Raw genomic sequence first — 13,662 nt, forward strand, 5'->3', positions numbered from 1 at the left:
ACATGTCAGCAGCTGTGTTCACCGACGAGGAAGGGTTCGAGTACACCGCGCGTCGCGACGGCGCGATGTTGGTCATCACTCGAACCGATCAACCCGACATCTCGTTCGCGGGCCGCGTCGAGCCGTTGCCCGCGTACGAGCCGGTGTTCGTCGTACCCGAGCCGGAACCCTATGCGGGGATGGGCCCGGCCCTCGACGGCCAGATTCTCGAAGGTCGGATTGTCACCGAGTCCGATCCCGACGCGGTGCTCGCTATCGAAGCTCAGGAAGGATCGGCATGACGTCACCGGTGTTGGAGTACGGGCGTGTGGAGGATTGGATCGGTGGTCTCGTCATGGACGGCCTCGACTCCGACGATCTGCCCGATGATGTGGCGTTGACGGGGACGGTGAAGCTCGAACCGATGCTCGCCGAGTCGGCCGGCGGAATTCGTGTGCCGACGATGCCGAAGTGGCTGTCCGTGCAGCCGATCACGTGCTCCTACGTCAACGGTCGGCTGACTCATCGTGGGTTGCCATACGTGATGCTGCTGGCCCCGAACGAGGCGACCAATCCGACGAACTGGAAGTGGCAGGCCTCGTTCGATCTGCGACTGAACGGTGCGCAGGTGGTGCGTAAGCAGTTCGCGTTCGTGCTCCCGGTCTACGATCCGGATGCCGCACTGGTGGCGGGGCGCAATCCGACGGTCGTGAATTTGACGACGGTGCAGCCGGTGAATGTGCCGGGCTCCGGCACCGGAATTGTCCAGGGACCGCCGGGGTTCTCGATTTCCGGTGTGGAGATCGTCGAGGACGGGATCCAGTTCTACCGGGACGCGCCCGGTTCACCGGGTGGGCAGGTGCCGGTCGGTGTTCCGGTTCCGTTGCCGGCGGGCAGTGGGGAGGTTCCGGCCGATTCGATCGACGCGGCCAAGCTCGCCCCGGCAGTCCGCGAGAAGGTGGAGTCGGCCATCACCGACACCGAGGCGGATGCGCGGTACACCCCGGCGCTCACGCCGGATTCGTCCCGCCCCGGCCTGTATTTTTTTAGCGGTGCGGTCGCTGCGGATGGTGCGTTGGCGGCCGCGAGCAGCTACTACAAGTCCGCGGCGCTCGCGTCCGGTACGACTCGGCTGAAGTTGCTCACTCTCGGTGACTCGACGAACGACGGTTTCGGTGCGCCGGGTGGTCCGAGTTCGTGGGCGAAGGTGTGGCCGCAACGCCTCGCCGAACTGCTCCGCGCACAGCTCGGCCGCCCTGCCGGTGGTCGGGGATGGATTCCGCCGTCGCCGCCGGTCGGCCCTGGCAGCTACTCGTTCAACACCGCGCAGCAGTTGCCGGCCGGTCGCACGCTCGACGCGCTCAATGTACCGACGTTTCAGACGGGCATCCCCGGGTCGCTGTGGTTGCAGCGTGGACATGCGAGCAACGCCGACGAGGTCGTCTACACCTTGTCGGCGGGTGTGACGGCGGTCGACGTTCTCACCACCGGCTACAGCGGCAACATGATCATCACCGCAGCCAATGCGGGGTCGTCGATCACGAAGTCCTCGGTCGGGGACCGCGTGATCACCAGGATCACCAATCCCGGTGCGACGCTGTCGATCCGCGGCGACGTCGGCGTAGGTCTTGCGATCCTCGGCATCATCGAGCACGTCGGCGACGAGGGAGCCGGGGTGACGCAGGTGAACCTCTCGCAGGCCTCGATCCGTGCGTTCGAGGTGGCGGGCTGGCTGACGGGGTCGGACAAGTCGACTCTGCCGCTCATCGATGCGTACGACCCGCACGTCGCGCTGATCACGCTCGGCTCGAACGACAAGGGCACCGGGCGGACCCAGGCCGAGATGTCGTCCGCGATGTCGACGATCGTCGATCGACTCCGCTCGGCGGTGGCGCAGATGGAGATCGTGTTCATCGTCCGCCCCGATTCGGATGCTGCGTGGACGGCATACGGCAACAACATCGTCTCCACCGCCTCGACGCTCGGTGTCCGATCGCTCGATCTGCGGGGCAAGCTCACCAGCTCCTCGCTGTACGTCGCGGACGGTGTCCATTTCAACGAGGCAGGCGAGAACGCCATGGCCGATCTGGTGCTCGACTACATGAAAGTAGGTGTGTGACATGGCGCGTGCGATTGTCACGGTCGACGACCAATCCAATCTTCCGGATCCGGTGCGCACGAAGCTGAAGGGTGAACTGGACAATCGTTATGCTCCCGTTTTCCAGCCCCTCACGGCGTATGTCGCCGGACAGGTTGTCACGGCAAACGGAATCGCGATCTCACGTATTGCCAGCGGAACATCCCGTGCGAGCTACGACTCGACCGAGCAGGCATTGTGGACTCGCGTCGTGGCAACCCCGTCTGATCTGACCCCGCTGGTGACGAAGCCGAGCGGCGGAACCGATGGTCAGGTGCTCGCCCGCTCCGGCACGGCTGTCGTGTGGGCAACCCCGTCTGCCGCATCTGCTGGCATCGCCGCCCTGTCGACGTTGGGAGACTCGATCACCGCAGCGGGGCAGGGTGGCGGCATCAAGTGGCACGAGTTGGTCTCGGACTGGCTTGGCATCCCCGCGTTCAACCCCTCTGTTCCCGGTGAGGCTCCTGCCGACATCGCCGTCCGGCAGGGCGGTCTCGCGCCGCAGATCACGCTCACCGGCAACTCGATCCCTGCAACCACAGACCCGGTCACTGTCACCACGATTGTGCCGTCGACGGGGTTCATCACCGACTCGCCCGGTAATGCATTGCGCGGTGCGTTCGTCGGACGGCTCTGCGGCGTCGCTGGCACGCTCAAGCACGACCAGTCGACGGGCGCATGGACGTTCACCAGGACAGCAGCGGGCACCGTCGCGATCAACTGCCCGGCCGGTTCGACGTTTCGTGTCGACGACTCCAAGACTCACCGCGGCGACATCCAGACATTCTGGGGTGGCCGCAACGGCAGCTCGACGCTGCTCCGTGACACCGCCAGCATGGTTGCCTACCTGAACGCGCCGAAGCGCTTCCTGGTCTTGTCCATCTTGACCAGCGGTGCGGACGTCAGCGGCAGCGCCGGGTACATCTCGATCCTCGCCCGCAACGCCCAGCTCGCCGCGGCGTACCCCGACAACTATTTCGACATCCGTGGCTATCTCATCGCCAGCGGACTGTCCGACGCCGGGATCACGCCAACGACGCAGGACAACGCCGACATCGCGGCCGACACCGTTCCGACATCGCTACGCGACGACTCGATCCACCCGAACGCAATCGGGCACTGGGTCATCGCCCGCCGCATCGCGAAGTTCATCGTCGATAAAGGATGGGTCGACCCTGCGTCGGTCTACATCCCTGCATCGCTCGGAACCGCGGTAGCACCCGTAGTCACCACCACGACCGTGCCATCCGCACTGGTCGGCACGGCCTACCCGAGCACGACACTCAACGCGACGGGCACGGCACCTCTCACGTGGTCGATCGCCTCCGGTGCACTCCCGAGCGGCATCACCCTCAACGCGTCGACGGGTGTCCTGTCGGGCACGCCGACCGCGGGCATTCCCGCATCGTTCACTGTTCGAGCCACCAACTCGGCCGGCTTCGACGATCAAGCCCTTACCATCGCGCAGGGGGTACCGGCTGGTCCGACCGTTCTCGACATGCCGACGAACGGTGCGGTCGCGTCCATCGCGGCACCGGCAGGACTCATCGCCGCCGACTCCATGCGTATCGAGGTCGTCGGACACTTCGACACCCTCACCTCGCTGAGCAGCATCATCCGCCGTCTGGCGACTGCGGGCGATCAGCGCTCGTGGCAGCTGCTCACGCTGTCGTCGATGAAGCTGCGGATGCAGATGTTCCAGTCGGGCACCTCGACGCCGGTTGTCACCACAGACTCGACGTTGGGCGTGACATTCACGGCTGGTGCGCTGCTCGGCATCCGTGTCGACATGGATGCGTCCGTGCGATCGACCGCGTTCTACACCACCACCGACGACGTCACGTGGACGCAGCTCGGCACCACCATAACCGGCGCGGCGACGACGTTGTTCGACGGCACCGCGCCACTCGAACTCGCAGGCTTCGCGGGCGATGTGAAGCGCGTCAAGGTGTCCACCATCGATGGGTCGACCGTCTGGGTGAACGAGGACTTCACCGACAACTCGGCCGCAGGATGGACGCTCTCGGGCGGCGCAGTTCTCGTCTGAGGCGCGTTGGACGCACTCACCAGGTACTTTCACCTGGTGAGTGCATCCAACAATCTCAAGCCGCGTATGCCCTTGATCGTCCTCGTTGCGCTCGCGTGGGCGCTGGTCGTCGACGTTCCAACTGGCATTGGCCTCGGCCCACTCAGCCTGTCGGGCGCAGCCACGCTCGGCGTCGCTGCCCTGCTCGTCCTGGCTTCGCCGCTACTCGTGACAACAAAGGGGCGGAACACCCTGCCGGTCGGCGCGGACGGCGGACACGAGCCGTACATGACAGGAAGGTTCGACGACCGAGCCTTGCCGATCGCGATGACGTTGTTCGCCGTCGCAGCAATCGCCCTCCTGGCGTTGAGTCCGAATACCGACGGACTGCAGAACGTCGCTGTCTATGTTCTGTTCATCGCCTCGATCCCGATCACCGCCGCGCTCTGCTCGCAAGGTACGGCCGACGCCACGTTGAAATGGCTGCGCCGCATTGCAATCACGGTCGGCGCTGTGACAGCGGGGCAGTCGTTAGTTGGCGTCGAACTGTACGGGCCTCGTTCGGCGGCGTTGATCCTCGTTGTGTTCGTCGGAGTAACGCTGGTCATGCCGAAACACAACTGGTTCGACCGCGCTCTGCCATTCCTTCTGGTCGCCGCGTGCGCACTCACGTTGTCCCGGACGGCCATGTTCGTCGCAGCGATCCTTATCCCGATCTCGTACCTCTTCACAGCCAAGCGAAACGGCGCGGTGAAGGTGCTCGCCGCAGCTATCCCGATGCTGTACCTGATGTACGTCCTGGTAACGACGTGGGCACCACTACGTGATCGGTTCCTCGAAGGCGACAACGCGTACTCGGCAGGCGGACTGGATCTGAACACATCGGGCCGCACCGTTCTGTGGGAGATGACCACCGACTCGTGGCTGCAGTCACCGCTCCTCGGCAATGGGCCAGGTTCGGCGTCTGCGATGATCTCCGCGCGTTTCGACAACATCGCTCACCCGCACAACGAGTACCTGCGTATCCTTCACGACTTCGGAATCATCGGGTTTGCTCCGTTCGCGATCGGACTGATCATGATCACGGTCGCGATCTGGAAGCGAGCACGGCAGCTCCCCGGCGCGATTCACAAGGCGGCGGTGCTGTCGCTGCTGGGAGTCCTCGCAGTTGCGTTCACTGACAACGTGCTGATCTACCCGTTCGTGATGGTCCCAGTCGGCGTGATGGTTGGCCTATCCATGGCGCACCCGCTTCCGAAAGCGGCGACCGCGACGGCTACGCGGGACAGTGTGTCGGCGTGAGCGACGACCCGATCAAGCGCTGGCTGATCCGCCACGAGTACGACCTGAAAGAGCTGAAGGTCGTTGTTCCCGGCGCACTCGTGCTGACACTCGTCGTGATGTGGTGGCTCGGCATGGGCCCGTTCTGACTGCGATCCAAACGGGCGCATAACGCGAGTTATGCGCCCGACTGCTCGGTCTACGGTTCGTCGAACAATGTGGGTTCCTCCAACGGGGCAAGGTCGGCAAGAGACTCTGAGATCGTCGGCTCATGAGGTGTCTCCCACGTGGGCGGAATGAACGCTCTGATGATGCTTCGCCTCGCTCGGTAGAGCCGTTTGTGTTTGTCCACGAGATGCATGCGTTCGAGATCGTTCAGATCGCGAGCTGGTGTTCGGTCACCGACCTTTGCGTAGAGCCGCGCCAGGCGTGTATTGAGCTGAGTTACCTGGCGAGCGGTGATCCACTGACCGTCCGGCATTGCCAGTGCTAGTTCGCGCTGTCGCGAACGAGTTTCAGTTGAGGGCTGCCCACGAAATGTCTCGTACACGAAGCTTTCCCAATGGATTTGAACGTTCTCTTCTTTCACCACCTCGATCTGCGCACGCACCTCGTCGAGGAATCCGTCGAGCGCGTACTCGATGAACGCCACGACGTCGTGTTGGGCGGCGTCCAGTGCTAGGTAGTACCCGTCACGGGTCTTGTTGTAAAAATCGGACAGTAAGTTCGTCGCCACGATGGGAACCACTCCGGACTCGGAGAGGATTTGCACCTCGATCAATCGGGCGAGGCGACCGTTCCCGTTTCCGAACGGGTGTATCCAGGCGATGTACAGGTGAGCGAGGATGGCAGTGAGCATCGCGTTCACGAACTTGTCGGTGTCGGACGAGTTCGCCGTGACGGACGAGCGCATTTCGTTGAGCCACCGCACAAACCGTTCCAGAAGTTCAGGCACATCGTGTGAATCCGGAGCGAGGTACCGGCCCGCACTGACGTTGTGGTGGCGGATCTGCCCGGGGACGACCTCGGGTTTGTCCGGGATTCCTGCAAGAATTTGGTAATTCAGCAGTTCTAGTCGTTGGCGAGTGATCGGCAATGTCTCACCGGATCGCAATGCTTCGTCGATCCTGACTATGGCACCGAGAACATTCTGCACCTCGCGTTCTAGATACTCACGCGACTTCCCGACCTTGGCGCTGCCATTGTCGACGATGGCCTGCACCTCCGCTGCCGACAGCGTGTTTCCTTCGATTGCGGTCGTTGCTTGCACCCCGCGAGCGAGGTAGATGGAGGCCATATCGTTTGCTCGCACGGGCTTCAGTGGTACCCCGGCCAGGTGTTGGCACTTGCTCATCGCCTCACCCAGAGCCAGCCATACCCCTGGCTGCAGTAGGCGCGGGTTGAATTCGAAGCTGATGAACGGATGCTGGTCCGGCCTTGTCATGCGCCAAATGTACACCCATTTTCATGCGCGCTGAACAGGAATTTATCGCTACTTGGGGTGTTTTTCGGCAGTTTTTGCGTCCACTTGAGGAACGAACGCCAACCACTGTGTGAGGCGGTGCACTGATGCTTCCTGTCGACTGTGTGTGGTGCCGCGGTGCCGGACGCATTTCCGCTGGCGAAATGCGTCACGGCAAGACCGTCTCGTCGTGGCCCGACCACCCGTGCCCTGACTGCGGCGGCGCAGGCACCCGCGAGCCGTCGCGGCGGCGTCGGTGGCCCAAGAACTGATCGGTGAGTATCGCCCGATCGCAGGACTTCTCAACAGGAGGAGGTGTCGCCCTGTGTGGTGGCAGATAGGCGGAGCGGTCGCACTCGCGGCCGTGCTCGCATCGATGGAACACTCACGAAGGAGCATCATCATGGCAGTAGGAACCGAATCCGCCAAGGCCATCGCCGAGGTCCGGGAGGCCATCGCCGTCGAGGTCGATCAGGCCGCGACGAAGATCATCGAGGCAACCGGAGCCGACGCGGATACCGCCGCCGAGATCCGCACATTGCTCGATCCCGTCAAGGGCATCGTGCCCGACGCCGCCGTCGACAACGGTGGCGGTGACACTGGCGGCACCGCCGAACCCGGCACCGAAGGCGGAGTCGTCGCCGACGAGACCGCGCTCTGATCTGACCGGTCTGCTCGACGACGAAGCCCCACCCGCAATCCGTTGCGGGTGGGGCTTTTTCGTGTCTGAAACGAGTACCGCAGTGCCCGTTTTGGGCGTACTGTGGCGACAGTCAAAGAGCGGCCCCGGCCGGTGCTGGAACACCGGACGAGGCCTTGCCACCCACCAATCGTGAAATTGGAGTGTGACCGTGCTGAACGGTACCGTGCTGTCTGCTGTCCCGCAGTCGATGCCCCCGATGGACCGCGAATTCTATGTCGAGTCGTTCTTGCAACGCTGGGACGGGAACACTCGGGTGTCGTATCGATCGGATATGGACATCTTTTTGTTGTGGTGTGACAGAACAGGATTCGATGTGTTCGAGGTACGGCGACCGCACCTCGAAATGTACATGCGCTATCTCGCCGAGGAACGACACAACTGCTCGTCGACCATCCGGCACCGTATGGGCACGCTGAAACTGTTCTACGAGATCGCCCTGGACGACGACCTCGTCACGAAAAACCCTGCGCGCCTGCTGAAATTGCCCAAGGATCGTCGGGACACGACCACGAAGGTGCACCTCGACCGGAACGAACTACAGGCGGTGTGCCGCCAGGCCTACGACTCTTCACCCGTCGATTATGCCCTGGTTGTCATTATGGGCTACAACGGATTACGAGTCTCCGAAGTCTGCGGCCTCGACGTTCAGGATGTGCTCGGCTATTCCCGTGGCCACCGCGTCATGACGTTCACCCAGAAGGGCGGGGCTCAGGCTATCGTCCCGCAACCCGCCGTCGTCATGCGCGCAATCGACGCGGTCATCGACGGCCGCACAGATGGACCGCTGCTGCTGCGCCGCGACGGCTCACGCATGGTCCGTCACTCGGCCGCGAAAGTGTGCACCCGCGTGGCTAAACAAGCCGGCATCACCATGCGCGTGAGCCCGCATACGTTCCGGCACAGCATGATCGTCAACGCAATCGACGCAGGTGTCCCGTTGCGGGAAGTGCAGATCGCCGCGCGTCACGCCGACATCTCGACGACCATCGGCATCTACGACCGCGGCCGCCGCAACCTCGACACCCACGCCGCGCACACCCTCGCTGCGTATCTCGGCGCGGTCGCGTGATGCAAGTGGGCGCGCGCCGTGTCAATCAATTGGTGCGCGTCCACTTCCCGCAGTCGTTCGAGGTGAAACCGGAGTCCGAGTCGGCTATCACGACGGTGATCGGGGGAGCGATGGAGACGAAGTTGTTGTCGATGATGTTGCCCTGCGCGTCGGAACGTTCCCAGTAGCAGTCGGAGACGGCGGCCTCTGTGGTCCAGGTGCCGGGCTGAATAGTGGGTGAGCCCTCGATCGGCGTCTGGGATACCAGGAACTTCCCACCCAGAATGCTGGTCTGTGTGAGCTCACCGAAGCGTGCAGCGTCGATCGCGGGTTGCATGTCGGGGCAGAGTAACGGAACCATGACCGTGATGCGTAGACCGTTGACGTCCTGCTCGCGCACACCTTCGCGGGTAGCGAGGTTCCACGTGTCGAGGCTGCCGTCGCGCAGTTGCCCGCAGATGGACACGTCGCTGTAGTAGGTGCCCGACGTGCCGGGACGGATTGGGATGCGCCGGTCTTTCATCAGCTTGACGTATCGGTCGTACTCGGTGAGCGCTGCAGCCGTCGTCGTAGGTGGCGTGGTGGTCGCCGCTGCCGTGGCCGACGGCTCAGCTGCGGCGGCGACCTCCTCGGACCCTGCATCATTCGTGCACGATGCGAGGAGGGCCGCGCTCGCCACTGCGAGTATCACTGTTGTCGACGTCCGAGTCATGCACGATGTGTACCAGACTCAGCGGTAGGTGGTGAATGTTATCCAGCGGCACGAGCCTGGCGAAACGAGGCACCGAGGTCGGGAACCTCGCTTCGGTCTCCGCGCGCAGCGGTGAGCAAAGGCGCGATGTCCGCGCCGGTGCGGGTCGCGTCAACGACGATGTCGGCCTGTGCGATGCTCGGTTCGATCGCAGCGGTTGGCCGGTGTGCGAGTAGGTACGTCAGATGTGTGACGGCGAGCAGTGACAGTGGCGGTACGGCGGCGACGAGTATGCGGACTGCGACGGGCAACTCCCCGGTGTACGTCGCGTGCAGTGAGTTGCCGGACAGTGACAGGCTCGCGCCGATGCCGAGCAGTGTCCAGGCGTACCAACGGTGGGCGTCGAGGGCGACGACGGCGACAGTCGCGACGAGGACCAGGCCGTCGACGATCAGTGGCCATACCCAGGCCTGCCCGGTGGGGACGCCGGATCTCTCGGCGAGGTCTCGGAGTGCGGTGAAGCTGAGCCAGAATGCGCCCAGTGCGATGAGTATGGTTCCTGCGATCGAGGCCGCAGAGGGGAATCGGGACATGGTCTCTCCTGTGTCAGGCCGCGGCGGCGAGTGCGTTGACTGCCGCGCGGAGGTCTTCGTTGCTGGTGGCGAGGTAGCGCTGGGTGGTGGCGACGTTCGAGTGGCCGAGGAGGCGGCAGACGATCATGATGTCGCGGCCGCATGCGCGGTACATCCGGGTGGCGAAGCGGTGGCGGAGTTTGTGCATGGTCCATCCGGGCGGGAGCAGGTCGCCGACGAGCTTGCCGACGTAGTGCGCCGAGATGTGGCCGTCGACCGCGCCGGGGAAGAGGTAGCCGCGGCGGCCGAGACCGTACGTGTGCCCGCCGGGTCCCTGGAGGATGTCCTTTGCCAGTTTGTCGGTGATCGGCACGGTGCGTTGCTTGCCGCCTTTGCCGTGCACGACGAGCTCGTAGCCGTCGAACGATTCGAGAACGTCACTGGTGTGGCACTTGGCGACTTCCTCGCGGCGCATGCCGACCTCGTCGGCCAGTCGCGCGGCCATGAGCTCGCGTGGTCCGGCGTTGACGATGAGCTGTGCCCACATGTTGTCCGGGACCGGGCGGGGTCGTGGCCGCGACTCGGAGACCTTCGGTAGGTCGATCGCCGGGTTGCTGGTGGCGATGCCGACCTTGATGGCCCAGTCGAAGAACTTGATCAGCGACGACTTCAGGCCGCGGCGGTGGTCTTTCGACCAGTCCTGGTGCGCGGTGACGTGGACGATGTCGTCGGCGGTGACGGTGGCCGGCGAGTCGGACCCGAGCTTGCGGGCGACGCCACGTACGTGACTGCGGCGTGTGCGGATCGTGGTCGCGGGAGCGCCGCCGGAGATGAGCCATTCGACCCAGCGAATGACGGCGTCTTCCCATTCAGGGGGCAAGGAATACATTTGCTTGTGCATGGTGTGACTGTGACGCAGATAACGGGCAGCGTGGTTGGGTTTTGGGACACTCGTCCCAGTGCCGTCGCACGCATTTAGCGTCGGACGCAGGTGTGTCGTGTGCATGATCGCCTCACGCTGCCGCGGGGAAAGCCAAGGTCACGACCTTGCTGGACTGGTAATCGAAGGGTTCCTGGTTCGAGTCCAGGTGGGGGAGCGCAGTCCCCGTCCGGTTCGCCGGGTGGGGATTTTTGCTGTCGGGGGTAGGCCACCGGAGCCCAGGCGCGGCGCAGGAACGTACCGGACATGTGGTACCGCGAGTTCGAGCTAGATAACAGATCGTGACGGTTATTTCTGTATATCGAATGAATGAATCCCGTCGACCGATGTCAGTTTTGTCGGTCGTCCGCGACATACTGAACGAGCGATCCCGGTGGCTCGACAGTGCTATTAAAAACCGGGTCGGTCGGTTTTAAGGGGCTTCATGAGTTTGAGTTACGCAGCAACCGTTCCACGACACCTCGTGCATCGGCGGTCTCCGGCCGACGTTCTGTTGACCGATTACGAGACCGTCGACGGCACCCATCGGGCGGCGGTCCAGTTCCCCACATCGCATCGCATGTTCGCGCCGGTTCGCCGAACCCACGACTCGTTGATGGTGGCCGAGGCTCTACGCCAGGCAATCAGCCTCTTCTCTCACGTCAACCACGGCGTGCCACTCGATCACGTGGTGTTCATCGAGCACTCTCGCTTCGAGATCCTGGACCCGCTGTCGGTCGACGACATCGAAGACTCGCTTGTCGCAGAGTCGATCACGACCGACGTGACGTTCGAGAACGAGTCGCTGGACAACATGAAGCTCTCGGCCCGACTCCTGAACGGCACCCACCTCGTCGCGTCGGGGACGGCGTCGGTCCGGACCATCGGACCCGAGGTGTATTCGCAGGTTCGGAAGTCGACCGTTGCCGACCCCCACTTCCGTTTCCTGCCGGCCGGAACCGAGGTGGTCCCGCCGTCCTCCGTCGGACGCCTCGATCCGTCCGACGTGGTGCTGGCGCGGCACACATCCGACGGAACCATCGTCGTCGCGCCGGATCCGCGCAACCTGGCGATGTTCGACCATTCGGTCGAGTACCTGCCGGGAGTCACGATGCTCGAGGCGGCCCGTCAGGCTCTACGCTTGGCCACCGGAACACCGGCCTTGGATTTCACCTCCTGCGAGGTGAGGTTCATGGGATTCGCCGAGTGGACCAACCCGTGCTCGGTGATCGTCGACACGGACTCCACCGACGGCGTCTTCCGTATTCAGTTCGAGCACGACGGCGCGGTGCTGTCGGCGATGTCCGTCACGGCGACGTCCGAACCGTGGTTGGCTCCTACCGATCGCTCCAGTCGATAAGGGCGTCCTCGGCAACTGACATCGCCCGCGGGAGGCGTCGGCGCGGCACCACAGCGGGCAGCAACATCTGCCACATCTCGGTCAGCCGCTGCTGTAGATCGGCACGTCCGGTCAGCATCTCCGAGACCGTCTGCACGCCGGTGAACGACGCGATGATGTAGCGGCCGAGCGTGAGTGCGTCCATACCGTCGACGATGTCGCCCTCGGCCTGAGCGCGCGCGGCCAGATCGCCCATCTTGCCGACCCAGTCCTCGAACGCTTGCGCATTGGGACTGCCCACGATGGCCGACTCCAACGTCAACCGCATACCCCCGCGGGCGATCGATTCGGTCTGCAGTTGGCGTCCCAACTCCTTGCTCACCAGGATCAAGGCGTCCAACGCTTTCGGCGTCCGCTCGATGACGATGGCGCTCGCACTCGCCGCCATGGCCAGTTGCGCGTCGATCACGGCCTGCGCCAGATCTTCCTTGGACGAGAAATGGAAATACATCGCGCCTTTGCTGACCCCGGCATGCGCGATGATGGTGCTCAAACTTGCTGTGCCGTAACCGAACTTCTCGAAACTGGCGGCAGCACCTTCGAGTACGGCCTGCCTGGTGGACGCTGCACGCTCCTGCATCGGTCGACAATAACTGTTACCCGGGTTCGCGGCACGGCGTGCAGCAAGACATTCTCCTGCGAATTGATGGCAGGCTGAGACCATGGTCGATACGAGCGCAGGAATTCTGTTGTACCGCGTCGGAGTCGACGGTCCGGATGTGCTGATCGCTCACCCCGGCGGACCGTTCTGGGCTCGCAAGGACGACGGAGCCTGGTCGATCGTCAAAGGTCTGATCACCGACGGCGAAGACCCGTGGACGGCGGCGCAGCGAGAATTTCGCGAGGAAGTCGGGATCGACGTTCCGGCGGGAGATCACATCGAACTCGGCACGGTCACGCAGCGCGGCGGGAAGATCGTCACCGCGTTCGGCGTCGAGTCCGATCTGGATGTGTCGAATGCGGTGAGCAACACATTCGAGATCGATTGGCCTCCGAAATCCGGCATCACGACATCGTTTCCCGAGGTCGACCGCGTCGAGTGGTTTCCGCTGGCTCAGGCGAGAGCGAAGTTGCTCGCCTCGCAGCACCCATTTCTGGACGCGCTGGAGGCAGTTGTCGCGGCACGGTAGTTTCGGCGCGGGTTCCCAGGGTATCCACCGGCCGGAAATGACGAGGGTCGCGGATGCAGGGTGGGAATCGAATCATGACGACGATGGATACGGCGGGCGCGAAAACCGTCTCGGAGGGAACTCGTGCCGAGACTTCGGTCGTGGATACATCGGTCGTGGAGACATCCCTCGTGGAGACTCAGTGGGGTGGCCGAATCGTCGCATCGGCGTTCGTGGTTCTGGCCGGCGGACTGTCGTGGGTCTTCGTCGCAACGGCAATGATCGGCCAGTGACCGAGGATCGGTCGGCCGATACCGCCCGGCGACAACGACGAAG

The 13,662-nt window shown here is 63.7% G+C and carries 15 protein-coding genes; 10 read left to right on the forward strand and 5 right to left on the reverse strand.

All coding sequences use genetic code 11. The features are described 5' to 3' along the window. The first annotated feature begins 2 nt into the window (after positions 1-2). Genes NY08_RS02690 through NY08_RS26565 form a run of 5 tightly spaced genes read left to right on the forward strand, consistent with a single transcriptional unit; the run spans position 3 to position 5,572 of the window. Positions 3-281, forward strand: a complete 279-nt coding sequence (locus NY08_RS02690) for a hypothetical protein (protein WP_045194773.1) — start codon at positions 3-5, stop codon at positions 279-281. Further along, positions 278-2,098: an SGNH/GDSL hydrolase family protein gene (locus NY08_RS02695; RefSeq protein ID WP_045194775.1), complete on the forward strand. Its 1,821-nt coding sequence runs from the start codon at positions 278-280 to the stop codon at positions 2,096-2,098. The genes NY08_RS02690 and NY08_RS02695 overlap by 4 nt, the downstream gene beginning before the upstream one ends. A gap of 1 nt (position 2,099) precedes the next feature. Next, positions 2,100-4,163: an Ig domain-containing protein gene (locus NY08_RS02700; protein ID WP_045194778.1), complete on the forward strand. Its 2,064-nt coding sequence runs from the start codon at positions 2,100-2,102 to the stop codon at positions 4,161-4,163. Between the two features lie 36 nt (positions 4,164-4,199). After that, complete coding sequence (locus tag NY08_RS25075) at positions 4,200-5,444, forward strand: O-antigen ligase family protein (RefSeq protein ID WP_144407304.1); 1,245 nt, start codon at positions 4,200-4,202, stop codon at positions 5,442-5,444. After that, entirely contained in the window at positions 5,441-5,572 is a 132-nt protein-coding gene (locus NY08_RS26565) for a hypothetical protein (RefSeq protein WP_268748826.1), read from the forward strand. The genes NY08_RS25075 and NY08_RS26565 overlap by 4 nt, the downstream gene beginning before the upstream one ends. Positions 5,573-5,622: 50 nt before the next feature. Here the strand turns inward: NY08_RS26565 and NY08_RS02710 are convergent, their stop codons facing one another. Continuing rightward, the gene (locus NY08_RS02710) at positions 5,623-6,867 is read right to left on the reverse strand and encodes a Fic family protein (RefSeq protein WP_082073672.1); all 1,245 of its coding nucleotides are present in this window, start codon (positions 6,865-6,867) and stop codon (positions 5,623-5,625) included. Between the two features lie 421 nt (positions 6,868-7,288). Here NY08_RS02710 and NY08_RS02715 point away from each other — a divergent pair, with 421 nt between their 5' ends. Next, positions 7,289-7,546 (forward strand): hypothetical protein, encoded by a 258-nt coding sequence (locus NY08_RS02715; protein ID WP_144407305.1) that lies wholly within the window; start codon positions 7,289-7,291, stop codon positions 7,544-7,546. Between the two features lie 184 nt (positions 7,547-7,730). Beyond that, on the forward strand, positions 7,731-8,657 hold the full coding sequence (locus NY08_RS02720) for a tyrosine-type recombinase/integrase (protein ID WP_045194782.1): 927 nt from the start codon (positions 7,731-7,733) through the stop codon (positions 8,655-8,657). Positions 8,658-8,682: 25 nt separating this feature from the next. Here NY08_RS02720 and NY08_RS02725 read toward each other — a convergent pair whose 3' ends face one another. The 3 genes from NY08_RS02725 to NY08_RS02735 are packed head-to-tail and all read right to left on the reverse strand — an operon-like array spanning position 8,683 to position 10,800. Continuing rightward, the gene (locus NY08_RS02725) at positions 8,683-9,348 is read right to left on the reverse strand and encodes a hypothetical protein (protein WP_144407306.1); all 666 of its coding nucleotides are present in this window, start codon (positions 9,346-9,348) and stop codon (positions 8,683-8,685) included. Between the two features lie 38 nt (positions 9,349-9,386). Continuing rightward, the gene (locus tag NY08_RS02730) at positions 9,387-9,920 is read right to left on the reverse strand and encodes a DUF2637 domain-containing protein (protein WP_052683707.1); all 534 of its coding nucleotides are present in this window, start codon (positions 9,918-9,920) and stop codon (positions 9,387-9,389) included. Positions 9,921-9,933: 13 nt separating this feature from the next. After that, positions 9,934-10,800: a tyrosine-type recombinase/integrase gene (locus NY08_RS02735; RefSeq protein WP_235387082.1), complete on the reverse strand. Its 867-nt coding sequence runs from the start codon at positions 10,798-10,800 to the stop codon at positions 9,934-9,936. Positions 10,801-11,263: 463 nt separating this feature from the next. Here NY08_RS02735 and NY08_RS02740 point away from each other — a divergent pair, with 463 nt between their 5' ends. Beyond that, the gene (locus tag NY08_RS02740) at positions 11,264-12,178 is read left to right on the forward strand and encodes a ScbA/BarX family gamma-butyrolactone biosynthesis protein (protein ID WP_045194788.1); all 915 of its coding nucleotides are present in this window, start codon (positions 11,264-11,266) and stop codon (positions 12,176-12,178) included. Here NY08_RS02740 and NY08_RS02745 read toward each other — a convergent pair. Next, positions 12,156-12,797 (reverse strand): ScbR family autoregulator-binding transcription factor, encoded by a 642-nt coding sequence (locus NY08_RS02745; RefSeq protein ID WP_045194790.1) that lies wholly within the window; start codon positions 12,795-12,797, stop codon positions 12,156-12,158. The two genes, NY08_RS02740 and NY08_RS02745, sit on opposite strands and share 23 nt — an antisense overlap. Before the next feature lie 82 nt (positions 12,798-12,879). Between NY08_RS02745 and NY08_RS02750 the strand changes: the two genes are divergently transcribed. Beyond that, positions 12,880-13,347: an NUDIX domain-containing protein gene (locus tag NY08_RS02750; protein WP_045194792.1), complete on the forward strand. Its 468-nt coding sequence runs from the start codon at positions 12,880-12,882 to the stop codon at positions 13,345-13,347. A gap of 74 nt (positions 13,348-13,421) precedes the next feature. After that, complete coding sequence (locus tag NY08_RS02755) at positions 13,422-13,619, forward strand: hypothetical protein (RefSeq protein ID WP_032394474.1); 198 nt, start codon at positions 13,422-13,424, stop codon at positions 13,617-13,619. The last annotated feature ends 43 nt before the right edge of the window (positions 13,620-13,662 follow it).

Source organism: Rhodococcus sp. B7740, from assembly GCF_000954115.1.
In the GTDB taxonomy this organism is placed as follows: domain Bacteria; phylum Actinomycetota; class Actinomycetes; order Mycobacteriales; family Mycobacteriaceae; genus Rhodococcoides.